The sequence below is a fragment of the Pseudomonas svalbardensis genome, assembly GCF_030053115.1.
GTDB lineage: Bacteria > Pseudomonadota > Gammaproteobacteria > Pseudomonadales > Pseudomonadaceae > Aquipseudomonas > Aquipseudomonas svalbardensis.
Genome location: NZ_CP125619.1, coordinates 2,390,340 through 2,414,684, shown reverse-complemented (window position 1 = coordinate 2,414,684; position 24,345 = coordinate 2,390,340). Strand labels below are relative to the sequence as shown.

General features: G+C 60.8%; 25 protein-coding genes. 6 read left to right on the top strand and 19 right to left on the bottom strand.

Going from position 1 to position 24,345, the window contains the following annotated elements; translation table 11 throughout:
• Complete coding sequence (locus QFX16_RS11065) at positions 1-1,449, bottom strand: sensor histidine kinase (protein ID WP_283183924.1); 1,449 nt, start codon at positions 1,447-1,449, stop codon at positions 1-3.
• Positions 1,450-1,732: 283 nt separating this feature from the next.
• Between QFX16_RS11065 and QFX16_RS11060 the strand changes: the two genes are divergently transcribed.
• The 4 genes from QFX16_RS11060 to QFX16_RS11045 are packed head-to-tail and all read left to right on the top strand — an operon-like array spanning position 1,733 to position 7,290.
• Positions 1,733-3,079 (top strand): hypothetical protein, encoded by a 1,347-nt coding sequence (locus tag QFX16_RS11060; RefSeq protein WP_283183923.1) that lies wholly within the window; start codon positions 1,733-1,735, stop codon positions 3,077-3,079.
• A gap of 35 nt (positions 3,080-3,114) precedes the next feature.
• Positions 3,115-5,361 (top strand): Ig-like domain-containing protein, encoded by a 2,247-nt coding sequence (locus tag QFX16_RS11055; protein WP_283183922.1) that lies wholly within the window; start codon positions 3,115-3,117, stop codon positions 5,359-5,361.
• Between the two features lie 60 nt (positions 5,362-5,421).
• The gene (locus QFX16_RS11050) at positions 5,422-5,883 is read left to right on the top strand and encodes a curlin (RefSeq protein WP_283183921.1); all 462 of its coding nucleotides are present in this window, start codon (positions 5,422-5,424) and stop codon (positions 5,881-5,883) included.
• A gap of 27 nt (positions 5,884-5,910) precedes the next feature.
• On the top strand, positions 5,911-7,290 hold the full coding sequence (locus QFX16_RS11045) for a curlin (protein ID WP_283183920.1): 1,380 nt from the start codon (positions 5,911-5,913) through the stop codon (positions 7,288-7,290).
• Positions 7,291-7,393: 103 nt separating this feature from the next.
• Here the strand turns inward: QFX16_RS11045 and QFX16_RS11040 are convergent, their stop codons facing one another.
• Positions 7,394-7,750: a DUF6124 family protein gene (locus QFX16_RS11040; protein ID WP_283183919.1), complete on the bottom strand. Its 357-nt coding sequence runs from the start codon at positions 7,748-7,750 to the stop codon at positions 7,394-7,396.
• A gap of 573 nt (positions 7,751-8,323) precedes the next feature.
• Between QFX16_RS11040 and QFX16_RS11035 the strand changes: the two genes are divergently transcribed.
• A complete protein-coding gene (locus QFX16_RS11035) occupies positions 8,324-9,667 on the top strand; it encodes a hypothetical protein (protein ID WP_283183918.1) in 1,344 nt (447 codons plus the stop codon).
• Positions 9,645-10,046, top strand: a complete 402-nt coding sequence (locus QFX16_RS11030) for a hypothetical protein (RefSeq protein ID WP_283183917.1) — start codon at positions 9,645-9,647, stop codon at positions 10,044-10,046. Before QFX16_RS11035 ends, QFX16_RS11030 begins: the two co-directional genes overlap by 23 nt.
• A 644-nt stretch (positions 10,047-10,690) precedes the next feature.
• On the opposite strand, the gene QFX16_RS11025 is transcribed toward QFX16_RS11030, so the two are convergent.
• From QFX16_RS11025 to QFX16_RS10945, 17 genes are all read right to left on the bottom strand, one after another.
• A complete protein-coding gene (locus QFX16_RS11025) occupies positions 10,691-11,557 on the bottom strand; it encodes a CsgG/HfaB family protein (RefSeq protein ID WP_283183916.1) in 867 nt (288 codons plus the stop codon).
• 31 nt (positions 11,558-11,588) lie between these two features.
• Entirely contained in the window at positions 11,589-12,008 is a 420-nt protein-coding gene (locus QFX16_RS11020) for a curli assembly protein CsgF (protein ID WP_056746587.1), read from the bottom strand.
• Positions 12,005-12,397: a curli production assembly/transport protein CsgE gene (gene csgE, locus QFX16_RS11015; RefSeq protein WP_283183915.1), complete on the bottom strand. Its 393-nt coding sequence runs from the start codon at positions 12,395-12,397 to the stop codon at positions 12,005-12,007. Before csgE ends, QFX16_RS11020 begins: the two co-directional genes overlap by 4 nt.
• A complete protein-coding gene (locus QFX16_RS11010; protein WP_283183914.1) occupies positions 12,394-12,939 on the bottom strand; it encodes a type II secretion system protein in 546 nt (181 codons plus the stop codon). Before QFX16_RS11010 ends, csgE begins: the two co-directional genes overlap by 4 nt.
• Entirely contained in the window at positions 12,914-13,288 is a 375-nt protein-coding gene (locus QFX16_RS11005) for a type II secretion system protein (protein WP_056746582.1), read from the bottom strand. Before QFX16_RS11005 ends, QFX16_RS11010 begins: the two co-directional genes overlap by 26 nt.
• A 4-nt stretch (positions 13,289-13,292) precedes the next feature.
• Positions 13,293-13,766, bottom strand: a complete 474-nt coding sequence (locus QFX16_RS11000; RefSeq protein ID WP_283183913.1) for a type II secretion system protein — start codon at positions 13,764-13,766, stop codon at positions 13,293-13,295.
• 2 nt (positions 13,767-13,768) lie between these two features.
• Positions 13,769-15,598: a secretin GspD/PilQ domain-containing protein gene (locus QFX16_RS10995; RefSeq protein ID WP_283183912.1), complete on the bottom strand. Its 1,830-nt coding sequence runs from the start codon at positions 15,596-15,598 to the stop codon at positions 13,769-13,771.
• On the bottom strand, positions 15,595-16,113 hold the full coding sequence (locus QFX16_RS10990) for a hypothetical protein (protein ID WP_283183911.1): 519 nt from the start codon (positions 16,111-16,113) through the stop codon (positions 15,595-15,597). The genes QFX16_RS10995 and QFX16_RS10990 overlap by 4 nt, the downstream gene beginning before the upstream one ends.
• Positions 16,113-16,661: a GspMb/PilO family protein gene (locus QFX16_RS10985; RefSeq protein WP_283183910.1), complete on the bottom strand. Its 549-nt coding sequence runs from the start codon at positions 16,659-16,661 to the stop codon at positions 16,113-16,115. The genes QFX16_RS10990 and QFX16_RS10985 overlap by 1 nt, the downstream gene beginning before the upstream one ends.
• The gene (locus QFX16_RS10980; RefSeq protein WP_283183909.1) at positions 16,648-17,193 is read right to left on the bottom strand and encodes a PilN domain-containing protein; all 546 of its coding nucleotides are present in this window, start codon (positions 17,191-17,193) and stop codon (positions 16,648-16,650) included. The genes QFX16_RS10985 and QFX16_RS10980 overlap by 14 nt, the downstream gene beginning before the upstream one ends.
• A gap of 1 nt (position 17,194) precedes the next feature.
• Positions 17,195-17,998, bottom strand: coding sequence for a hypothetical protein (locus QFX16_RS10975; RefSeq protein ID WP_283183908.1), 804 nt, complete (start codon positions 17,996-17,998; stop codon positions 17,195-17,197).
• Entirely contained in the window at positions 17,979-19,685 is a 1,707-nt protein-coding gene (locus tag QFX16_RS10970; protein WP_283183907.1) for a GspE/PulE family protein, read from the bottom strand. The genes QFX16_RS10975 and QFX16_RS10970 overlap by 20 nt, the downstream gene beginning before the upstream one ends.
• A gap of 84 nt (positions 19,686-19,769) precedes the next feature.
• The gene (locus tag QFX16_RS10965) at positions 19,770-20,303 is read right to left on the bottom strand and encodes a response regulator (RefSeq protein WP_283183906.1); all 534 of its coding nucleotides are present in this window, start codon (positions 20,301-20,303) and stop codon (positions 19,770-19,772) included.
• Between the two features lie 223 nt (positions 20,304-20,526).
• The gene (locus QFX16_RS10960) at positions 20,527-21,480 is read right to left on the bottom strand and encodes a peptidylprolyl isomerase (RefSeq protein ID WP_283183905.1); all 954 of its coding nucleotides are present in this window, start codon (positions 21,478-21,480) and stop codon (positions 20,527-20,529) included.
• 15 nt (positions 21,481-21,495) lie between these two features.
• The gene (locus QFX16_RS10955) at positions 21,496-23,040 is read right to left on the bottom strand and encodes a cytochrome c/ABC transporter substrate-binding protein (RefSeq protein ID WP_283183904.1); all 1,545 of its coding nucleotides are present in this window, start codon (positions 23,038-23,040) and stop codon (positions 21,496-21,498) included.
• A gap of 9 nt (positions 23,041-23,049) precedes the next feature.
• On the bottom strand, positions 23,050-23,688 hold the full coding sequence (locus QFX16_RS10950; protein WP_283183903.1) for an SCO family protein: 639 nt from the start codon (positions 23,686-23,688) through the stop codon (positions 23,050-23,052).
• The gene (locus QFX16_RS10945) at positions 23,685-24,341 is read right to left on the bottom strand and encodes an SCO family protein (RefSeq protein ID WP_283183902.1); all 657 of its coding nucleotides are present in this window, start codon (positions 24,339-24,341) and stop codon (positions 23,685-23,687) included. Before QFX16_RS10945 ends, QFX16_RS10950 begins: the two co-directional genes overlap by 4 nt.
• Positions 24,342-24,345 lie beyond the last annotated feature (4 nt).

Here is a 24,345-nt window from a genome sequence, read left to right as displayed (position 1 = left end):
TCAGGGGACTAATTTGAACGACAGACGGACACTCGTGCCCTCGCCTTCACGGCTTTCCAGGGTCACCGCACCGCCAAACCGTTCCATGATCCGCTTGACCAGCACCAGCCCGACACCCAGCCCACCTTGTTTGGTGGTGAAAAACGGCCGGAAGGCCATGCTGCGCTGTTCTTCGCTCATGCCTTTGCCGGTGTCGCTCACCACCACGCTGAGGCCACGGGAATCGGTCGGCTCCAACGTGATGGTTAACGTGCCGCTCTTGTCCATGGCTTCCAGTGCATTGGCCAGCAAACTGTTGAGGATCTGCGTCAACTGCACCTGCTGGCTCAGGACCATGGGCGTCAGCTTCGGGTCGAACACCACGTGGACCGAGGCTTTGGTGATTTGATGCTCGAAGGCCATCAGGCTGTCATGCAGCGCCGCCACCAGATTGACAGGCTCGGCGTCATCGTTGAGCGGACGCAAGGATTGCAGCAGCTCCCTCACCCACTTCGACATGCGATCCACTTGGCCGATGATGTCATTGATGTTCTTGTGGGCCGGGCCGCTGTCGAATTCCAGCGACAGTTCGGCGCTTGAACGGATGGTCGCCAGCGGATTACGCAAACTGTGGGCGACCGCCGACGACATCTCGCCCAGGACGACAAAGGTTTCGTTGGTGATCAGTTGCTTTTGTTGCGCGGCCAGCAAAATCGCCGCCCGGCGCACGATCCAGTACAGCCCCAGGTAAATCAGCCCACCGCCCAGCGCAGTGGCCAGCCAGATCAGCACCAGGCCGCGCTCCATGCGGCTGATCAGGTCCTTGGGTTCCTTGTAGATCTCGACCATCGCCGTGACTTTGTCGCCGTCGGCATCGAACAGCGGAATGTAGTTCTCGATGAAGATGTATTCCGGGGGCGTCACGAACTTCTGTTCCATGCGGCTCTTGTCCACATCGTGATAGCTGGCCGACACAGGAATTCTGGAAGTAAAGGCTTGCTCCAGGTCTTCGTCGGCGTGGATCGTGGTGCCCATTAACGCCGGGTTGGTCGACCAGATCACCATGCGGTCGGGGGCATAGATGTTGGCCAGAATCACGTCCGGCAAGTGCCCGATATGGTCGAGGAATTCGCCCCGGGCAATGGCGCGGGCCAGCGGGTCGACGTCGGAGAAGTCTTTGTCGTTACGCGGATCGAGCAGTTCGCCCATGGTCCGCACGTTGGGAATCGATACGTGGCGCACCTCGACCAAGGCAATCGCCTGAATGAACTGGGATGTCAACAACGCATCGCGTTGCACGCTTTCGGTAATCACGAACCGGGTGGACACCGCCCCCAACGCCACCGCCACCGTGCCAATCACCGCCATGCTGATGAGCGAAAACCAGCGCAGTAGATTGAACGGCTGCTTGCGCGAGCTCAGGCGAATATCACCCCCCTCGGACTGGAGCGTTTGAGTAGGCATGTCCATGAACGTGTTCCCGACGATTCCCCTATAGGGTTATAGCCCACTCATGGCCGATTGCCCGACGTTGGGTCTCGTCCCCCCACTTCTTCCTTATGCCCATCTACCCCCAATCATGGGGACAGTGGCCCGCGCCCAAAAACCGCACTCCGATGCCGTTTGTGAGTGACACGCCCGTGACTCGGGCCTCTGCCGACCGTTTTCGCCGGTTGGTATGGAAGTTGCCGAACCCCTCTCAACTGGCCCGTCTCCATGGGGCAGGCATTCCGATATATAGAGGGCTTAACTCATGCACCCTTTACTGTCCAAAACCGCGGCCGCCCTGGTCGTTAGCGCACTGGCCCAAGGCGTCGCCCAGGCGGCGCTGTTTGCCGTCGACCCCGGCCCCTACGTGCCAGCCAACGGCTCGTTCGCTGCCTGGTATCAGGACACTCACGGTCGGACCCTTGAGCTTTGCCTGTCCAAGGCTGTCAGCTCCAGGGTTGCCAGTGCACCCGGTGCGCCGGCCTACATGTGCCTGTTGAATCCGACCCCCGGCGTTTTCGACGACACGCAGCCCGTCGTTTTCCCGAGCAACTTTCCCGATGAGGCGTTCTGGTTCACCGGCGACGGCTCAATCGTCGATGCCGCACGGGGCATCGACCTGAACTATGTCAGCGCCGTGGAAGCAGCCTTCGCCGCTGAAGAACCGGTAGAAGGCGACCAGGTCAGTTTTGGCCGCATCCGCATTCGGGTGGACGTGCCCACCGCCGGCGTCTACACCATCACCCACCCCTACGGCGTCGACATATTTGACGTTCCCGCAGGCGGACGCCGCGCAATCAACATGACCCGCGACATCGGTATCGGCACGCCGAAAACCTACGACGGCGCACTCAAGAGTGACATCGGCCCGTTCCTGCGCAGCGTCAACGGCCCCTACACCGAGACTAACCCGGTCACCGGGTCGGCCGAGCATTTCGTTGGCGATCCGAATCTGGAAGAGGCCTTCACCGGCAGCCCTTTCAATACCAACTACATCCGCATCGAAGGGCCTAACGGTCTGGACTTGCGCACGACGGTAATGGCCATTTCCGGCAAGTTGGCGACCGTGGTCCGGCCCACCCCGATGATCACCAACCGCAGCACTTACTCGCGTAAGGCCGGTGAAAGCGCACCGGTGGCACAGCAGGATGTGTTCGTCATGGCCCCACCGCCACCGGCCACCGTGACCCTGGACAGCAACAGCCCGGTGCTGAACCTGACCGAGGCTGATACCTCTGGCCACTGGTACGCCCAGTCCGCAACCAACCCGACGTTGCCAGGCAACCTGGTGGTGACCGCCGACAACCACCTGGCCATTCCCAGCAGCACGCCGACCACGCTGTCGATGCCACTGACGGACCTGGTGGTGATCCAGACCGCCCAATACAGCTTGAGCACCGCGCAAATCACGGTAGTGGCTTCGACCAGCGACGAAACCTCGCCGCCGGTACTCACCGCCACCACCGGCACCGGTATCGCCATAGGAGCCCTGAGTGGCGATGGCGCAGTGAAATCCCTGGCGACCGGCATCTCGCCAATTCCACCGGCCAACGTTCGAGTGACGTCATCCAATGGCGGCAGCGACACCGAAGAAGTGGTCATCGTGCAATGAACGCACACATGCCCAGATCCTCATCAGGAGGCATCATGAATAAATTGCCACGCCTGGCACTCAACGCACTGGGACTGACTCTATCGCTGTCCGGCAGTGCTTTCGCGCAACTCGCTGCCGTCGACCCCGGCCCCTACACCTTTGCCACCGGGAAATTCCCGATGTGGTATCAGGACAACACTCTGCTGTCGCTGGAACTGTGCCAGTCGCGGGCTACCAGCTCGCGGTCGCCTGGCGCACCTGGCGCGCCCTCCTACATGTGCATCCTGAATCCGGAACCTGGGGTTTTCGACGACACCCAGCCGATGGTGTTTCCGGATAACTGGCCACCGGAAGCGTTCTGGTTCCTCGCCGAGACCAGCATCAATGATGTCGCAGGCTATGGCGTGGATGCCTACGTGGCCGGGATCGAAGCAGCTTTCGCTGCGGAAAACCCTGTCGACGGCGATCAGGCAAGCTTCGCGCGGATTCGTCTGCGGGTGAACGTGCCTGTCGCCGGGACCTACACCATCACCCACCCGTACGGCGAAGAAACGGTCAACGTCACTACTCCGGGCCGTCGGGCGATCAACATCACCCGCGACATCGGCATCGGCGCGCCGGGCAACTTCTCCGGCGCCCTCAACGGGCAGGTCGGGCCATTCCTGCGCAGCGTCAATGGGCCGTACACCGAGGTGAACCCGGACACCGGTTCCATCGAGACTTACGTCGGCGATCCGAACCTCACCGAAGCGGTCACCGGCAGCCCGTTCAATAACAACTTTCTGCGTGTGCAGGGGCCTGCCGGGACCCTCCAGACCACCCTCTTTACCGTGTCTGGCAAAGTCCTCGACAACCGTGCGCAAACCCCGGTGGAAATTGGCCGCGCCACTTACCGCCGCACCTCTTCAGGCCCGGGCAACAGCAGTACGCGGGTAGAAGTGTTTGGCAAATCGGCCAACGGTTCGAGCGTGTGCTTCCGCGAAACCGTGGCCCTTGTGCCCGGACCACCGCAGACGCCATGCCTGACCAACATGCTTGGCGACAACAATGGTCAGTTCTTCGGCCATCGACTGACGGGTGCCACCGTGCCTGCGGTGGTGGTGGTCACCGCTACCGACCCGAGTGCCACCACCCGGCCGACGGCAGTGTCGAGCAAGCTCGTTGACCTGGTGAAAATCCAGACTGCTCGCTACAACTGGAGCAATCACAGCCTGCTGATCGAGGCCACGTCCACTGACGAAGTGGCGGTGCCAGACATGGTCGCGCAGGGTTACGGACGTCTGTCGAAAACCGGCACCTTGCAACGCCTGACCGTCGCCGACCTGACTCAGCCGCCGGCAACCGTTACGGTCAAATCCGCCGCGGGCGGCAGTGACACCGAGCTTGTCGTCGTAGTGGGCTCCGCGCCAGATACCGGCGAGAACCAGGCGCCGCTGAGCGTTGCCGACACCGGCAGCACCAGCTTCGGCGTGCCGATCACCCTCAACCTACTGGCCAACGACAGTGACCCGGACGGCAACACGCCGCTGAGCATCACCGCACTGACCCAACCGGCCGCAGGCCAAGGCACCGTGGCGTTGAGTGGCACCACTGCGGTGGTGTACACCCCGCCAGCCGTGGTCAATGCACCGTTGACCACGACCTTCACCTACAAGGCTCAAGACATCAAAGGCCTGGCCTCGACCGCTGCGGCGACCGTGACCATCACCGTTGCGCCTAACCGGCCACCGGTGGCGGTCGCCGACAGCATCGCGACCCTGGGCGTGGCGGTTCCGATCAACGTGTTGGCCAACGACACCGATCCGGAAGGCAACGTGCCTTTGGCTGTCGCCAGCCTGACCCAACCTGCAGCCGGCCGTGGCACGGTCAGCAGCAACGGCACGGTGATCACCTACACCCCACCGGCCACGGTCACGACGGCCTTCACCACGACCTTCACCTACATTGCCCGGGACAGCTTCGGCGCCCTGTCGACACCGGCCACGGTAACGGTGCAAGTCTCGCCACGGCCTGCTGCGGAAACCTTCACGGTGACCACGGCTACGGTGTCGGCTCGCTCCAACAACCGCTTCACCTGGGACTTTGCGGGCACCTCATCGGTGATTACTGGCAACACCATCACCGTGCAGGTCAGCACCCCGACAGGGCTCGTAACCCTGGGCACCACCACGGTGCCGGTGACCGGTCGCTGGCGGTTGACGGTGAGCAACAGCACCACGGTGATCCCGTCGGCTAACCCGACTGCGACCATCACCTCGTCCCAAGGCACCGTGCGCACGGTGTCGGTGATCTCCAACTGAGCCCTCGCCCCTCCCGCCGATTCGGTGGGTGGGGCCGGCCTCTTCACAAAGGACGCAGCCATGAAAACCTCGACCGCCGCCCTGCTCTGCCTGCTTCTGCTTTGCAGCAGTGCGGGCGCGCGCGCCGACGATTTGATGGAGAACGACGACCTGGCCCCCGGCGCCGACCTCGGCGAGTTACCACCACCGATTGGCCAGCAAGCACTGATCGATCAGAACGGACAGGCCAACGTTGCGCTGCTGCAACAGAACGGCCAGTCGCTGCTCGGTCGCATCGTCCAGTCGGGCAGTCATCAGGAAGCCTACATCCTGCAACAAGGCAGCGACCTGATGGCAATGATCACTCAGCAAGGCAGTGGCAACGCCGCCTCAATCACACAAAACGGCAGCCACAACCGCGCGCAGATTTCCCAGAACGGCAACAACAACGACGCCAGCATCGACCAGGCCGGCACGGGGCTTTCAAGCGCCGTGACCCAGTCGGGAAACGGCATGAGCGTTTCGGTCAAACAATACCGCTAAAGCACTGCAACACTTGGAGGTTTCATCATGTTCAAACTGACGCCCCTCACCGCCGCCATCCTGGTCCTAGTCAGTGCCCAGGCGATGGCCGACGACAGCGTTTCCACCCAGGACCAGGTCGGTACCGCCAACATCGCCGACGTGAAACAGACCGCGGCCCCGTTCAGTACCGCCACCCAACAACAATACGGCGAGAGCAACGATGCCGCAGCGGTGCAAGACAACGCCACCAGCACCATCACCCAGGATCAACTCGGCGACTACAACGCCGGTTACGCCGAGCAACTGTTCGAAAACGGCAGCACCATCACCCAGCAACAGGTCGGCAGCTCCAACACCAGCCACGCCAGCCAGTCGATAGGCGTGGGCGGCAACGAAGCGCTGCAACAACAGCAAGGCACCGGCAACTTCTCGTTCATTTATCAGGACACTCAGGAAGGCACCCAAGCTCAAACCTTCCAGTTTGGTGACGGCAACGAGGCCAATATCGAACAGATCCAACTGGGCACTGCCAACAACGCAGTGATCATCCAGTACGGCACCGCCAACTACGCCACCGCCGAACAAATCGCCCACATGGGCGGCCAGATCAATCTCAACCAGGCGGGCGAAGGCAACTACGCCTATGGCGACCAGCGCGATGGCAACGGCGGCACCGTGACCATCAACCAGTTCGGCGACTTCAACGGCGCCGAAGTCTGGCAAGGCGGGCAAACCGCCAGCGAGGCCACCGTCAACCAGTACGGGAAAACCAACGAGACTGTGGTCGACCAGAGCTTCGGCGAAAACAACGTCGCCCAGGTGCTGCAAGTCGGCGACCTCAACGCGATCTACACCGACCAGTTCGAATCCGTCGGCTCGACCCTGGCGCTGTACCAACAAGGTACCGGCAACGTGCACTTCACCTACCAGAAGGGCGATAGCCATGTGCTGAACGCCACCTCCGTGGGCACTGAAAACAAGGTCTACGCCAGCGACTGGAAAGGCCCGGAAAAGGGTGGCCAGTTCGGCAGCAACCAACGTGCAACCGTCAACCAGAACGGCACCAACAACACCGCCAACTTCACCCAGAACGGCATCGGCCACCTCATGACCACCAGCCAGACGGGTACCGGCAACAAAACCACCGTTAAACAGGCTGAAAACTACAACGAGCTGTACTTCGACCAGAACGGCAGCGACAACATCCTCATCGCCGACCAGCGCGGCACCACCAACCTGGCCCAGGGCAGCAGCACCGGTATCGGCAACACCACCAACTTCGACCAGTCCGGCACCATGAACGTGGCCTACGTCACTCAGGGCGGCACCGGCAACATTGCCACTGTCACTCAGAGTGGCATGACCCAGACTGCGACCGTGCAGCAGTTGGGCAGCGACAACCGGGCAACCGTGCTTCAGCAATAATCGCGCGGCATAAAAAAAACGCGACCCGTGGAGGGTCGCGTTTTTTTTGTCTGTCCCGGTCAATCGTTCTCACGCTCTGCGTGGGAACGATCGATGGTACGGCTTACGCCTGCGGATCGATATTATCCAGCGCCCGATTTACCGCCAGGTCGGCCAGCATGATGACCTGCTGGATGCCCAATAACATGCTGCGCTGCGGCCCCTCCAGAAACACCGCGAAATCAGTGGCCATGACACTGGCGGAAGCCAGCGATTCACAGGCGTGGGCCAACAGGCTTTCGGTGTCGATGTCCGGGGCGATGACGAACATCGTCCTGACCTTGCGTTTGGGCGTGTCTTTTTGGGAATTGAGGTAATGGTCGAAGGCGCGGTCGGCGGCTTCGTGGAGTTTTTTTGAATCGGGTGACTCGTAAGGGGAAACGGTGTCGTTTTCTGGGGGATTGGGTGTGGCTTTGAACATGGTGAAGCTCCTTTGGAAAATAGCGCCACCAGAACCTGTCGCTAAACAAGTAAGGGTGGCGACTGTATGCAGGTTAGCGAACCGGTCAAAGGCACCCGGTAGACCCGAAGATCTCCCGCATACAGCCACCATAACGTAAATGCAGACATCAAAAGTCTGCAAGAAAGTCTGGAGCACTGATGCACTTTGGATAGCCCGGGTCGCTAAACCCGGCCGCTGAATTCAACGGCCCGGAAACGATAAAGACCAGGTACAAAGCGCACAAGCCGGCGGATTCTGGCGCAGTCGTAGGCAACGGCGCAAGGATCTGTAGCTTTCAGGAAGTAACGCTAAACGCCATTAAACACGCCCCTCGAATCAGCACATATTCCCTGTGGGACTGGGTACATCTGCAAGAGACTGGTCGGCTGTCAGGCCGCAATCGCAGGCAAGCCAATAACCTACTGACAAACCACCCTCCCCCAAACACCGAGAAAAATTCGGACTTCCCCTACATGCCAAACCGAATCCCCCGGCATCCACCATTGAGCCCTATCGCCAAAGTGCCCCGTTTCCAAGGACCGGGCACAAAGCGTGACCAAACTCATCTCCCAACACCAACTCGCCGGCCAGAGCGGCCAAGTACTCGACAGCCATCAAGCTGCCGATGCTCTTCGTCAGGCCCTGAACTACCCATACGACTTACAAGGCTTCGACGACCTGCTGAATGCCGTGGGCGCCAACCGCTCCAACTACATGCAAACCGCCCACCAGCAAAAACTGATTCAGGCCGTGAGCAACGGCGATTGGGTGATGGTCACGCCTCGCGTCAATCTGGATAACAGTGGCGGTTCATGGAATGGTTTCAAGCCCAAACCCGAACCACCACCGGCGCAACATCTGGTCGAAGATCACGCCTTCACACAGCCCAAACCGGCGGAGTCCGGATTTCACATAATTGAAAAGCCCATGAGCCTTGAGGCACTGGAACGCTCGCTATACGAGAGTTCGCCAAGCGATGCATTACGTCGCGAATTTCGTTCGCTCAATCGCCATCTGGGTGAACACGTGAAACCGGGGCAAATGGTGATCTTCAGCGATTCACGGCACTACATGTGCCGGCGTGAAGAGGCGCAGATGATGATTGCTGCCGAGAAGGTCAACGAGGCGCTCAAGGATCTGAGTGATGAAGAGGCTTCGTTTATGGTTGAACACCATGAAGTGATTGAGCCGTTTCTGGAGGTGTCGGCGGGATCGTTGGGTGTGGCGTCGTTCATGATTGGGCAGCATCTGGAGAGTCTTAAAAACAATCTGAAAAATCTGGAAGAGCTGCATCAGCAGCAATACCGACAGTACGGTCACCTGAACTCCACGGAATTTTTTGCCAAGCGCAAACGCATCATGGCGAATCTGGATGCCGGGCTGGGACCGCTGGTGCGTAAAGGCACCGGAATGGCTGATCATCCAAAGCTCAAACGAGCGCTGGGGTTGTCCACTCGACGAACAATTCACCGCTGGGATAAGGCCGGGGCACCGATGCAGCTTCCGGGCTATGCCACAAATATTGATGGAGTGGCCCGAGCGGCAAAATATATGCAAGCAGGTGGTTATGTCGGCATTGGCTTGGCGACCGCAGCCGCCAGCATGCGGATCAATGAAGTCTGTCGGGCAGGCGCTGAAGAGCCCTGTCGGAAGGTGAAATATATCGAAGGAGCAAAACTGGCGGGCAACGTTGGTGGGGCTGCCATTGCAACGACCTACACAGCACCGATAACGATGGAGTATTGCGCAGGTGTGGCGTTGAAAACGCGCGGTATCGGTGGAGTGATTTGCGTCTTGGTCATAAGCGGTGCGGCAGCGTCGGCAGGTGGAAATGCAGGTTCGAAAGCCGTCGAATCAGCAGCTGAAGTCATATATGAAGCTACTGTCCATGATTGAAATAAAATTGCTTTACGCCGCGATCGTGATTGCGTTGTTCTTCTTGATGGCTCTCAACCTGGCGGTGATGGTTTATGTAAGCTTTTTCAAACTCAGCGAAATGGAGACTCACCTCACTCACTGTTACCTCATTCAGGCTAACAACACGGGGGGTAATGGCTTGTACAGTCGCAGGCATCGGCTCAACTTGATCACCGCCATAATCCGCAAACGCCGCTCTAGGCTCTTGCTGGATGATCCCCTTGCACTGGAAGACATACAGCGTTTTCCTTTGCACCTGCGGCGCTGGATAGAAATTCCGTATCGAATCAATGCATGTTCTGTCTTCGGCATATTTGTTCTCTGGGGATGGACTGAATACCTCGGATTGGTGAAGTAAATGAGGCAATGTTGAATTACGGTGATTCGATAGTTTTAGTCACCGCCTTCGCTTGCTAGCTCTGCTCCTACAATCGAGTACGGCACCCAGCCGCACTCACGACTCCACCACTCAACAGGCCGAGCGTTAGCTCGCCTGCCGCTTTTGATCTTGATCTGGCTTTTGATGTTGATCTGCCCGCCCTATATCGGGAGGCTGAGTGGAGGCGTTCATCTGGGGGGTAGGCGCGCAGCGCCGTTCGACGAAGTCGAACACATCGAGAGGAGGTTGAAGCGAAGCCAACCGGAGGCGATGCCCCCAGATGAATGCCGGAGCGAAGGAACGCCGAGCCTAGGCGAGGGGCCGGACGCTTGGGGCGAAGCCTTTTGGTTCCTTTTTGGCGTTTGAAAAAGGGATGGCCGTAAGGGCGAAACCATAAGCGGCCGTTACCGCAGGAATGGATATGTACACCTGAAAGAAATAGGTCGGCTATCAGGCCGCCTTCGCGAGCAGGCTCGCTCCCACAGTTGGACTGGGTACATCTGGGGGAGACTGGTCGGCTGTCAGGCCGCCATCGCAGCGATGCGGCGACCCGACAAGCCAGCTCCCACAAGGGTTTCCGAGTACATCTGATGAAACCAGGTCGGCCCGAAGGCCGCCTCGGTTCACTCTTCCTCACCTTCAGGAACAACCTTGTTCTGAGTCAAATAGCGGTCGAGCGTCGCATTGTTGTCAGGCGAAGAATTATCCCCGGCCACCTGCCACAACCGCCGCTCAATCCCCTGCGCCAGCAAATGCCCAACGGCCGCCTCGATCGCCGACAACACACACAACTGCGCCGGCTCGTTCGTGGTGTACCCGACCTCTGCCTCCAGCAACTTCTTGAACTCGATAAACTTGAACACCCCCGCACTGCGGCCCACGGAGTAAATCGTCTTACTCGTCATCACATTGGCCAACACCTGCCCACTGCGCACATCGACAGCACGAAGGTTCACCGACACCTGATCCACCCGATACTCCCGGGAAATATCGATCCCCAAATACCGCGCCCCTTCCCCGCCACTGCGCACGTTGGTGTCATAGGCAATAATCCCGCCCTCAAGCATCAAATTGGCCGCCTGCAACGGTGGCAACTCACCCTGGATATTCAGCGGCGTATTCGGCTTTTTCTGCGAGGCGCGAATGATCTTGCGCTCGGTCAACAGGTTCTGCAGCCCCTCACGTTCCAGCACCACAAACCAGCCACTGGCCTGTAACGCATCCATCAACATGCTCGCCGCGCCCTGGGTCACGCTGGTGGAAAACGAACTGGCCGGGGTCGGTTTGTACTGCCCGGTCTGATCCCGGAAGCCATACACCACCGCCATCAACCGCCCCTTGGGTCGTGGCATGTTCAGCAAGTCGTAATAGGTCGACGCCCGAGGTGTCAGGGTCGGTGATTCGGTGTCCTGCTCGGCCCCCATCGGCTCGCGCAAACTGCACCCTTGTAATGCCGCCAACATCAGCCCTAGCGCTATTATTTTTTTCATGTCCTTAACTCCCCATCGATCCAAGTCCCCATCAAGGGGCCAGGCCATTCACCTGGATTTCGGAAACTTCACCGGTCGCTCGGTCGGTCACTTCAATAGTCAGTGCACCGGAGTCGTCGATGACGTTCACAACAAAAGCGTCGGTGGTCAGGCTCCCGGCATTGCCCGCGGAGATGTTGTCCATCAACTGCCCTAGCAGCCGTGATTGCAGCTGACTGGTGAAGCGCTCCAGGGCCGACGTGCCGGCCGCGCTGGTACGGTTCTTCAAGTCAGGGTCGTCGTAATCGTTCTGCGCCTGGGCGTTGTTGAGCAACCAGGTCCCGTTCAACGGGTTGCCGCCAAACGACGGGTTGATAGGCGTGTAGACCAGCTCCGTGGCCTGGACCAGCCCACAACTGCCCAGCCCCAATAACCACATGCCCGTGCGTTTCGAGAAAGTTCCAGTGTTCATAGTTCGTCCCTCTCAAGGTCGGTGGTGTCCTGCAACAAGGCTTCCAGCTTGCGCTGGACGATCTGCACGCGGACCAGATCGGCAGCCTCATAGGCCTCGTCCTTCAACTCCACGGTGTTCGGCGGCAGGAAGCGCCGATAAACCAATCGTTGCTGATATTCCACGGTCACCAGGCTGCCCCAGCGTGCCGAAGGTCGTTCACGCACTACCAGGTTGAAGTCCATCGGACTGGTGGCACGCAGGCGTTCACTGAACGAGTAGTAAAAGTCGTGGCCGATGTGCGAGATCGTGTCGTCGACGATAAAACCCATCATTTCGTCTTCTTCGGCAGCCGACACGAAGGACGTCATCAGCATCAGGACCAGGGCCGGTAGCCAGTGTCTGTTCATGGCATCACCGCCCCAACACCCGAGTCGTTTTTGGATTGGTCTTTGGGCGCGGACGCGCCATCGAGGAAGGCTTTCTCGGCCACGAACTGCCAGTCCTTGTAGCTCGCCATGCCGGTGAAGTCCGACCATTGAGTGGGAAAATCCGCCTGCTTGAGCGGCGTGTCCGTGGAGGGGCTGCTGAGGCCGGTGATGCGCCCGTCGAACCCGCGCATCAACGTCCATTCGCCGCCACCAATCGGGTCCGGGTACAGGTTGCGCAAGTGGTGTTTGGGCGACGGAAAACGCTCGTCCTTCAACAGGTCCGCCAACTCTTTCGGGTACTGGGCCAGGCCAGGCGAACTGCGGTAATAACTGCGTAATGCCTGGGCGTATTGAGTGCCGACCCAGAGCAACTGGCGTTCACGATCACGGCGCGACGCGGTGGACCACAACTCGCCAGCGCTGGCCAGGCCCAGGCCCATCAACATGATCAGAAACAGCACGCCCAGGTAAGTGAAACCCGCCTCGTTAGAGGGTTTACCACTCGGAATAAAGGCTGCCATCACGCGCCCTCCCTGTGGCCCCGCTTTTGATATCGGCGACCCCGCCCGGGACGCCGTCAGGCGGCGCCACCAGCACCCAAAGATCTTTGCGTTCGGCAATCGGGTCCATCGGCGGGTTGCGCAGGTAACGCTGCTCGACCAGCTGTTCGATGGAGTCGGGATAACGCCCGGTGTCGCCGTAGTAGTGATCCAGTGCTTCGCGCATGGCCGACAGGCTCTGGCGCAGCGTGGTCTCTTTCGAGACCTCGAGGCTGTTGAAATAGCGTGGCAAGGCGATGGTCATCAAGGTGGCGATGATTGCCATGACCACCATCAGTTCCAGCAGGGTAAAACCCTTTTCCCGACGCATAATCTCACCACTCCCGGTAGGCGATGCCGTTGAGACCCTTGCCGCGCGCCTTGGAGTAAACGTCAAAAACGTCCTCGCCTTCGCGCGGGTTTTGAGCCGTGCTGTCGTAGGAGCGCACGCCCCAGCCGCCTTCGTCGTCACGCTTGACCGGCGCCAGCGGGTCATGGGGCACGCGCCGCAAAAAGAAGAACTTGGCGCCCTTGGCGCTGCGCACATCGCGCACACCGTCCACCAGCACTTGCAGGTTCGGCGGGTAGCCGCTGCTGTTCAGGGATTTCTCGATGTAGCCGGCGTCGAACGCACGTTTGTAGGCGTCGATGGCATCGCGAATCTGATACAGCGCCGTGCGCAGTTCCTGCTCCTTGCCCCGGCGCACCACGGTCTCGGTCAGCGGCGCGGACATGCCGGCCAGCAGGCCGATCAGGGCCAGCGTCACAACGACTTCGATCAGGGTAAAACCGCGTTGCGAGGCGTTCATGATCAAGGCTTCTCGACGACAACGCGGGTGGAAGCAACCGGAGCGCTCTGGGCCTCTGTGCGAATCGCCGAGTCCATCCCACGGTCCGGTGCCTGAATGTGCATGCTGGTTTCGGTACCGGTGGTGAACTCCATGTCCGACGGGCTCTGGTACGGCAGGTTGCGCACGATCCGCGGCGTGATCGACAGCACCAACTCCGACTTGCCGACGGTGTCCTTGTTGCTGCCGAACAAGCGGCCAAGACCTGGAATGTCGCCAAGGCCGGGGATTTTGTTGCCGGTGGCGCCATGGTCGTTGCGCATCAGGCCGGCGAGGATCTGGGTTTCGCCGTCATGCAGACGCAGGGTGGTCTGGGCGTTGCGGGTATCGACCTGAACCGGAATCGTGCCCTGGCGGGTCGGCTCCAGTGGCGTGGCGTTACTCACTTCCAGGGCGATTTTGATCGCCACTTCGTTGTTCAGGTGCACGGTGGGCTGCACTTCGAGTTTAAGACCTACATCGAGGTAGGTGACGCTTTCAGTGATCACCGGGCCTTGAGTCGAGGGCACCGAGGTGGCGCTGATGATTGGCACGCGCTGACCAATGTGGATGCGCGCCTGTTCGCGGTTGCTGACGCGAATCACCGGGCTGGCCAGGGTGTTGATGTCGTTGTCCTGGGCGTTGATCTTGGCCTGCGGCGACGGCGAGATGGAGATCCGGCTGGAGTTGATGCCTTTGAGTTGATCGAGCAGGGTCACGGCCGAGCCGTCGCTGTTGACCACGCCGAAGGTGTTCGGCCATTGCAGGCCAAGGTCGAGAATCCGCTGAGTGGCGACTTCCATCACCTCCACTTCCAGCACCACTTCAGGGTTGGACTGGTCCTGCGATTGCAGGAGTTTTTCAGCCATGCGGACAGCGTCTTCAGAGTCGCGCATGGTCAGGGTATTGAGGCGTTCGTCGACGAACACGTCGCGGGTCTTGAGCATGGTTTTGATCATGTTCAGCGCGGTGTTGGCATCGATGCTGGTCAGGTAGAAAGTGCGCATCACCAACTCTTGGTAATCCTTGAGCTTCTGTGGTGAGTCCGGGTAGATCAGCAAGGTGTTTTCGTTCACCACTTTCTGGTGCAGCTGGTTCTGTTGCAGCAGCAGTTCCACCGCGTCTTCGATGCGCACGTCACGCACGAAGATGGTGGCTTTCATGTCCGGGCGCAGGTCTTTGTCGAAGATGAAGTTCAAACCGGCGACCTGCGACAGCACTTCGAAGATGGTTTTCAAGTTGGCGTCGCGAAATTCCAGGGTCACCGGACGGTCGAGACGGGTCCGCAGTTGTGGATACGCAATCACGTTACGGCTTTGCACCAGGCGGACGTTGCTTTGCAGCTCCAGCGCCCCTTCATTCTTCGGGTCCAGTTCGAGGATCTGTTTCACCTGGCGGTCGGCGCCGTAGATGTCGCCACGACGCAGGTCACCACGGGCCAGTTCGAGTTTTTCATCCAGGCTGCGCATGTGATCGAGCTGGCGCAGCGAGTCCTGGGCACGGCGGTTGTTCGGTTCGATGGTCAACACCCGGCTGTAAGCCTGGCGGGCAGACGCGAAATCACGCTGGGCGCGATCCATGTCGCCCTGGGTCAACAGCGCCGTCACTGCACGAGCACGGCTGCTGTTCAGGGCCAGGTGCAGCTCGGTGTTGCGAGGGTTTTCCTTCAGCCCTTCTTCGATGCGGGCCAGGCCGGCTTCATATTGTCCCGACTCCATCAGGTCGGTCGCCTCTTGCTTGGCAACCTGCGCCGAACTGCACGCGGCCAGTCCTGCACAAAGGCAAAGGTTCATCAGCAAACGGGATCTGTTCATTGCGTGCTCCCCACAGACAAAGTCTGAGACAAATGCAGAGGCAGGTAGACAAAGCTGAGTTCCACGTCGGAAATCCCCTCGATCCGCCAGGTGTCGTCGATCACATCCCCCTTGCGCACGACGTATATTTTTTCGCCGCTCTGCAAAAACACTTGCAGGTCGGAACGGTCATTCAGCTTGCCAATGAACTGGAAAGGCATCGGTGGTGCCGTGGGGACTTGCACCTCCGGGGTCAGGTTGACGGGTTGTTCGGTGACGGTGGCGAGCTGCGGCGCAGCCTTCCAGCTGCGGGCGGCGAACAGGTCGCCAGCCGGGCTCAGGTCCTTGACCGCTGCCGATGTTTTGCCGGCGGATGCGGCGGGCAGCACACCCCGGGTTTTGCTGTTGGTCGGGGTGGCCACGGCAGCAACCGACGCATCGCCTTCCTCTGACGACGTGAAGTATTCAGGCAACCAGGTCAGCGCCGCCGCCACACCGAAGAACGCCGCCCAACCCACTGCGCGTTTGGTATTCATCATGACCTCGACAGGTAAAGGGTCATGCGGATCCGCCCGGTCAGGTCGGTGTCGGCGATTTTTTTACGCTGGAACTCCACGTCCTCCACCACCACCGCCGGCAACTGGCCAAGCAAGGCATGCAGGAAGCGCCGCAGTTGCGGGTAGCTGCCGCGCACCGGCAGCAGAATCTGATAACGGGCCAGGTGAGTCTTGGGGTCGATGCCCAGGGAATATTCGCCACGGGCCAGGGTGATGTGCTCCTGAGCCGCCAGTGCGTAAATCTTGTCGATGGCCACGGTGGCCTGCGGCTGGGACGGCAACTTGCTGCGGAAATCGTCGAGCTGACGTTGCGGCACCACCGGCGCGGCAACACTGCCGTCTTCGACTTTGGCCAGGTACTCGCCGGCTTCGCGCGTCTGCTGGCTGAGCGTTTGCAGCGACTGCCAGTCAGGCATCAGGCCGACCAGGCCATACCCAAGCGCCAGCAGCAACATCGCCAGCCCTGCCAGGCCGGGAGTGCCCAAGTCTTGCAAGTATTCGTGGACGATCAATCTAGGGATTTGCATCGCCAATCTCCCAGGTAGCCGACAGGTTGAATTGCACCGGGTGTTCCGGCACGTTCGCGACGATTTCGTGGCTGAGCAGCGACACATCGGACAGCTCGTCGCTGGCTTCGAGGCTGCGGTGGAAGTCGAGCATGGCTTCCAGATCTCGCGCTTCGGCGCTGATTCGCACCTGGCCTTTGCGGGCATCCGGGGTCAGGGTCAGCAAGGCAATGTCGTCCCGGGGCATGGCTTCGAGCATGGCGAACAGACGCTCCCATGGCCGGCGCAATTGCTGGGACACCTTGCGCATCTCGGCCAGGTTGTGCGCCTGTTCGCGGGTTTCGGCCGGGGTCAGGCTGACTTTGCCGCCGGTGTCGCCGGTGAGTCCGCGCTGGGCGGTTTGCAAATGGCCTTGTTGTTGCGCGGCCTGTTCACTGAGGTGTTGCTGAACCAGCAAGCAGGTCAGCGTCAGCACCACGCCACCAGCCAGCAGGCTCCAGCCCAAAGGGCCCGAGCGGCGAGGCGGCTGGAAATCGAGCATCAGGGCGCGCATGTCAGGCCACCGCCCGGGACATGACGTACAAGCCATCGCGTACGGATGTGCGGTGTTCTTCGAGGGTTCGCAGGTGCACGCCGGGCACCTCGGGATGCGAGTCAATGCGTGCCGGCGCGTGCAGGTAAACGTTCAGCGGCCGCTCGCTGGTGGACGCCTGCAATTGGCTTTCACGACCGATCAACGCGGTCAGCGCGACGTCGCTGTCGCTGCTGCCGACCGAACGTACCGCCGCCCAGCGCCCTTCCCGCGCCAGCAGCAACACACTGCGCACCGGTTCGGCGACGACGAACAGGAAGTCGCCGGCGTCGAAGCTTTTATCGAAGTGATTGAACGCCGCCATCAGGTACGGCTGCACCGAACGCAGGCGCAGGCCGCGACCCGTGACCAGCGTGCGCAGATGCGTCAGCAAGTCCTGCGGCAGCGCGGTGGCGACCCGGTCATAACCCGCCGGTTCAGCCGACAACACCATGCTCCAGAGTTGCGTCGGCACACCGTAAAGGTCTTCGAAACACAGTTGGGCAAACCCGAGCAATTCGGCAGGGCTGCTGATCTGTTCGCTCCAGGGCACCAGACAGAAACGGCTGAAGTGCCCGGAGATCACCACACTCAATTCGGCACCGGGACGGGTGTGTTCGCCCAGCAGACGGTCGAGGGTTTCCAACGCCACGGCCCAGGCATGGAAACCTTCGTCGATAAAGCCGACGCTGCCCAGCCACAGGGTTTCACTGCCACGGCGCTGGCCCAGACCGACACCACTGGCGCCGAGCACGGCGACAAAACGATCACGAGATAAAAGTGACACGATTGATCTCCTCGAGCGTGGTCCGCCCCTCTGCAACCAGCTCCAGTGCCGACTCGCGCAACAGGCGCAAGCCACGGCTGCACGCCAGGGCCTTGATTTTCGAAATGGGTTGGCGCTCAACGATCATCTGCCGCAGCTCGTCGTCCAGGTGCAGCAGTTCGGCAATCGCCGTACGCCCGCGGTAACCGGTGCCCCGGCAATGACCGCAGCCCTTGCCGTGGACGAAGTGGTAGTGATCGACTTGTTGCGGATCGAGGCCCGAGAGGCGCAATTCTTCATCGGTCGGGTAGGCCGGCGCGCTGCAACTGGCGCAGACCAGTCGGATCAAGCGCTGGGCCAGCACGGCATTGAGTGCCGACACGAGGCTGTAAGGGTCGATTTCCATTTGGGTGAACCGTCCGATCACGTCGAACACGTTGTTGGCGTGAATGGTGGTGAACACCAGGTGCCCGGTGAGCGCCGATTGCACGGCGATCTGGGCGGTGTCGGGGTCGCGGATTTCACCGACCATGATCTTGTCCGGATCATGGCGCAGGATCGAGCGCAAACCACGGGCGAAGGTCAGGCCTTTCTTTTCGTTGACCGGGATTTGCAGCACGCCCGGCAGTTGGTATTCCACCGGGTCTTCAATGGTGATGATCTTTTCAACGCCGTGGTTGATCTCGGTGATCATCGCGTACAGCGTGGTGGTTTTGCCGCTACCGGTGGGGCCGGTCACCAGCACCATGCCGTAAGGTTCGGCCGCCAGCCGACGCAGATGACGCAGGGTTTCTTCTTCGAAGCCCAAGGCTTGCAACTGCACGCCGCAGACCTTGTCGGCCAGGTCCTGTTTGTCGAGGACCCGCAGCACCGCGTCTTCGCCGAAAATGCTCGGCATGATCGACACCCGAAAGTCGATCTGCCGGCCGCTGATGCCGATCTTGAAGCGACCGTCCTGGGGCACGCGTTTTTCGCCGATGTCCAGTTCGGCCATGACCTTGACCCGGGAAATCACTTGCTCGGCGAATTCGCTGCCCTGGATTTTGCTGATGTTGTTCAACACGCCATCGATCCGGTACTTGATCACCAGGCCGCTGCCGGTAGTGCCCAGATGGATATCGCTGGCGTGCATTTTCAGCGCGTCGTAGAGGGTCGAGTTGACCAGTTTGACGACGACGCTGGCGTCTTCGCTGATGCTGGTCAGGGACAGGCTTTGCAGGGTATCGATTTCGACATTGGCGTCGGCCTGGGCGTTGAGCGATTCCACGGCGTGGAAGCTCTCTTCGTGGCGTGCCAGGTAGGCTTTCAGGTCGTCGGCATGCACCAGGTACAGCGGCGCGCCGTGCAGGCAGTCGTCGATCCAGGCCAGGCGTGAGGTATCGAAGGGGTCGGCAAACACACCGATAACCGCATCGTCGTGACGCAGCAGGATGAATTCACGTTTGAGGCATTGGGCCAGGGTGACCCGGTCGAACACCGGAGTGGCTTTGAACAGGCTGTCGGTGTCGAGCACCGGATAATGCAGGGTCGCGCCGAGGCACTGGATGAAAGGCATGGGGGCCAGTTCGCACAACCCCCCGAGGGATTCCAGTACCCGCTCGCCGGAACTGGCGGCCAGGGAGCGTGCCTGGGCCAGTTGCTCACTGGAAAAGCGAGACGGTACACAGTCCAACAGCGCCGGTTCGACGACAAGGGATAGACGGTCCATGGCATGCTCTCCAACGCCGGGGGCTTTGAGCCCTGTCGACGCGGCAGGCCATTGCGGCGGATGCCGGAACGTCTTGTCGCGCCACTACTCCCCGGTGAGCAATTGTTCGTCGTCTGGTGCCTTGGAGGTCGATGTGTTTCGTCGACGATCTACCAGCACCCAACTGCCGTCGTACAACTGCAGCGGGAAACTCTCGGACCTGCTCTGGCGTCGTTCGACAAAACCTTGCGAATTGCTCATGCCTGCTTTGGGTTCGCGCTCCATCCCCAGAAGGTCGCAGACTGCTCGGGCCAATTCCGCCAATGGAAACGGTTTGAACAGGATATGGCTGACTCCCAGTTGCCGGGCCCGCTCACAGACTTCAGCGGTTGGGTGCCCGGTAATCAGCACAAAATGGCACTTCCTGTTCTGGCGGACGGCATCGAGCACCTCAAAGCCTTCCATGTCGGGCAAGCGGTAATCGAACACCATCACATCGGGTGAAAAACGCTCGGCCTCGCCGATTGCCATCGCACCGTCGTGAGCTATCCGGACGTCCAGCGCTTGCGCCTGAAGGTAATCCTTGAGGTTTTCGGCAAGCAGCTGTTCGTCTTCGACAACCAGTATTTTGTTTAACAAGGTCGACTCCTTGAAGCCGCAGGTCCGATGTTCCAGCCCTGGGAGTACGCGCCTTCACTGAGGCTAACGCACACTTCATGCCAGGCTGAGCGTCGGTTTTCTACCGTTGCACGTCTTTGATTTTCATGAAAAAACCATTTCGTCCAGAAACTCCATCCCCCAATGGCGGGGAAGCACTCGAATGTACCTTGAAGCATTTCCCCACTATTGGGGGGGGGAACCTTCAATCATCGTCAACCCGTTCGATTCGATTGCTTGATCGCAGTTGCGCGAGAACCTGTAGACGAGCCTGAGCTTGTTGCTGTCGGGCAAGGTAAGCCCGGACCATTTCAAGCCCTTGCACCTCTGAGACATCGGTCGCCTCCAAGTGGTTCTGCAGGTAGATCAAATGCCAGCCCAGCGGTGTACGCACCGGTGTACTGACAGCCCCCGGTGCCAGGGCAAAAGCCGCCGCTTCGAATTCAGGCATCATCCGCCCACGAGGAAAATAGCCCAGATCACCGCCCTCGCTGGCGGAAACGTCTTCGGAACCAGCCCGGGCCACGCTGGCAAAATCCTCACCCTGACTGATTTTCACCTGCATCTCCTCTAAGCGTAGCCGGGCTGCTTCAACTGTGGCGGCATCCGCGCCTTCAGGCACTTTGATCAGGATGTGCCGTGCCTGGATGTGTTCCGGCCGGCTCATTTCGGCGCGATGCTCTTCATAGAACGCACGGACCTGTTTTTCGTCAGGCCCGGCGACCTGCGTGAGGTCGGCAAACACTTGCTGGGCCGCGAGCTCACGGCGGGTGTACTCGGTGTAACCGACTTCGTTGAAACCGGCGTCTTCCAGGCGCCGGGCGAACACGTCGGCACCGCCCATGGCCTGCCGGGTCTGATCGACCTGGCGTTGCACCACCGCGTCACTGACCAGCACCCCGCGCTTGACGGCTTCTTGCCACAGCAATTCTTTGTCAATCAAGGCTGTCAGTGCCGCCTGACGTAATTGTTTGTAGGCCTTGGGGTTGCGAATGCTGCCCAGCGCCCGGCCCTGATCCTCCAGGTACTCGGCGAAATAGCGCTCCAGGCGAAATTCGGAAATTTCCTCACCATTGACCCGCGCGGCGGCCGGGCCATTGCTGCAGAACGCCACGGGAACCCACAGCGTGAGCAGGAGCAACAGAGTCTTGAGCGGCATGATCGAGACCTCCAGTCAGGGCGTAGCGGCAATGGGTTTATAGGGCGCTACCAGATAAAAGCGCTGATCGGGCAGGTCCACGGTGACGATATGCGCGCCACGCAAGCCGAGGCGGCGGCGAGGACCGAAGCTGATCAGCGGGGTCAGCCCGGTATCGAAGTCATGCAGGCCTTCCAGCGCACTGATGAGTTTCTCGCGGCTGGCGTCGCGCCCGGCCTGTTTCATGCCTTCGCTGAGTAGCAACATCGAACTGAACGCGCCGACTTGAAGCATCGCATGCTGACCGCCGAGCCCCTGGCGTTCGCGCAGTTGGGTCAGGGCCAGGCGTCCGGCCAGCGTCCAGTCACTGGGCACGAACGGATAAGCCAGAAACACCCGCCGGGAAAAATCACTGGGCACCTGCAACAGATCACCCGCCACCTGGTTCGACGCAGCGAACAGATAAGGCACCTGCCCCGCCGCCTGCAAGCGCTCGGCGAGGCGACTGAAACCGCCGCCGCTGCCCAGGTAAAACAACGACCGCGAGCCCAGTGGCAGTTCGTCTTGCGCCGAGTCGTAGACTTTCAGACTGACCTTTTGCCAGGCGTGATCCTGCAAGTACTGGCCGAGGCTCTGCGCCGCCAGCCGTTGACTGGGCTCGTCCGGATAGAGGATCAGCGTCGGTCCCTCGAGCACCCGCAAATTGCGGGTGGCGTAATCGGCCAGGGCGATCAGTTGCTCGCGCAACCCCGGCAGTGGTTCGAAAATCTGTCGACTGGCCTGCGCCGTACCCAACAACGACAGCGGTCCGATCAGCGGAATGCCGGCCCGTTCCAGACGCGCGGCCAGGTCCAGTGCCGGTGCCAGCGGCGCGATCAGGGTGAACACCTGTTCTTGCTCGATCAATCGATCCAGCGCCTGCTCGGCACTGGCGCGGTCCGGCCCCGGATCGACGATGGTCAGGCGCAACTGCCGGCCATGAATCCCGCCCGCTTCGTTGATTCGCGCCACGCTGCCCTGGAGCACCGCCGCCACCGTGGCGCCCTCCTCGCTCAACGGTCCGTGGCGTGGCAACAAGGTGCCCAGGTGCAGACTGTCGGGGGTCAGGCCGGGGTCGCGGTCCTCGGCCACGCGTTTGAGGTAAGCCGTGAGGTTGCGCTGATCATTCATCGACAGGACGAAGCGCGGCATCGCCGGGTCGAGCCGATTGTTGCCCGGATCACGCCCTTCCTGAATGGCACGCGCCAACGTGCCTTCGGTATACGCCGGGTACGCACGGCCATTGATGTGCTGCTGGCCGTAGGTGCTGGTGAGTCGCGACCAGCTGAGATCCGGCGGTCGCACCCCGCCTTCGGGCCGCCCGAGGCCATCGGCGCCGTGGCAGTTGGCGCACGGCAAGCTGGTGGCCGGCAACAGTATGTCCGCCGCCCCGACCCGCGCCATAATCGGCTCGCCACTCCCGGACACACCCTCGCGATACAGCCGTTTACCGGCGCTTTCGTTAGGGCTCAGCGGCAACGCATCAGCGGCGAAATGCAGGCCGCCAAGCAGTAGCAGGCCGAGAGCGAGTGAAGTTCTCATGGCGCGGGCTCAACGACCGGCCACGGGCATTGTCAGCAACTGCAAGCGCTGGGCAATGGCGGCGGCCGGGGCATCGGGACGGATTTTGCTCCAGCGTTTGTTGGCCACGTCACCCACGATCAGTTGTGTTGAATGCTGCTCGGGGGTCGGCACGATCTGGCCGATGCGCCCCAATACAAGGTCCATCTGTGCCTTGTCGCCGGTAAGAAAAAGCCAGTGGGGGCCATCGACGCCCTGCTTCAAGGTGTAAGCCTTGAGTACCGCTGGCGTGTCCCGCAGCGGATCACTGGTAAGGGAGATAAAAGTGATGCCGTCCGCCTTGTCGCCCAGCAACTCACGCACTTCCTTGAGCTTGCGGGTGATCAGCGGGCAGGCATCGTTGCAGCGGGTGAAAATCACATTGAGCAGCACCACGCGGTTCTGCAGCGCGTCGCTGTAGAACCGCAGGGTCTCGCCGTTCTGGTCCTGCAACGGTGTGTCGGTGAACCAGGTTCTCGCATCGCGGGTGCCAGTGCCCGTAACCAAGCCGGGCGGTGCGGCAACGGCGGCCACCGCCGGTGCCGGCTCTTCGTGCCCTTCGTGGGCGGACGCCAGCGAACTGAACAGGCAAAAGCAAACCGTCAGGGTGATCCAGTCGAGGGCTCTCATGGCTTCTGCTCCATCGCGATGGCCGTGTGCTTGGCGTGAACGTTGCGCTGACCGCTGAGTTTCTCCACTTCACGGGCCAGCACCGTCGGGTCGGTGAAGCCGTAGTAGCGGGTCCAGTGGCGGCTGTTGCCATCCCCCACCAGAATCAATGGCTGATGGCTTTTGAAGTCCCCGCTAAAGGTGCCCAGTCCCTTGAGGGTTTCGTTGATCGACTGCGAGCTGCCGGTCAGCCAGCTCCAGCCGGGACCGTTCTGGAAGTTGCGGGCGTAGTCGTTCAGGCGTTTGGCGTCGTCGCGCTGCGGGTCGATGCTGATCGACACCAGTTGCACCTCGCCGCCGACCCGGGCACCCAGCTGTTTTTGCACCTTGCCCATGATCGACGACACCACCGGGCAAACCGTGGTGCAACTGGTGTAGATGAAGCTCATGAGCACAATCTTGTTGGTCACCAGGTCTTTTTCCAGGCGCACCGCTTTGCCGTTCTGGTCCACCAGCGCCACGTCGGCGAACTTGACCTGAGCGCTTTCCGAACGGGCGCTTTTGGCCGGCATTTCGTGACCGGCGTGTTCATCCGCCGAGTGGGCCAGGGCCTGGCCGATACCGGCGGCCAGCAGGCAGAACGTCAGCAGTCCACGGTGTGCGAATCGGTTCATGTCG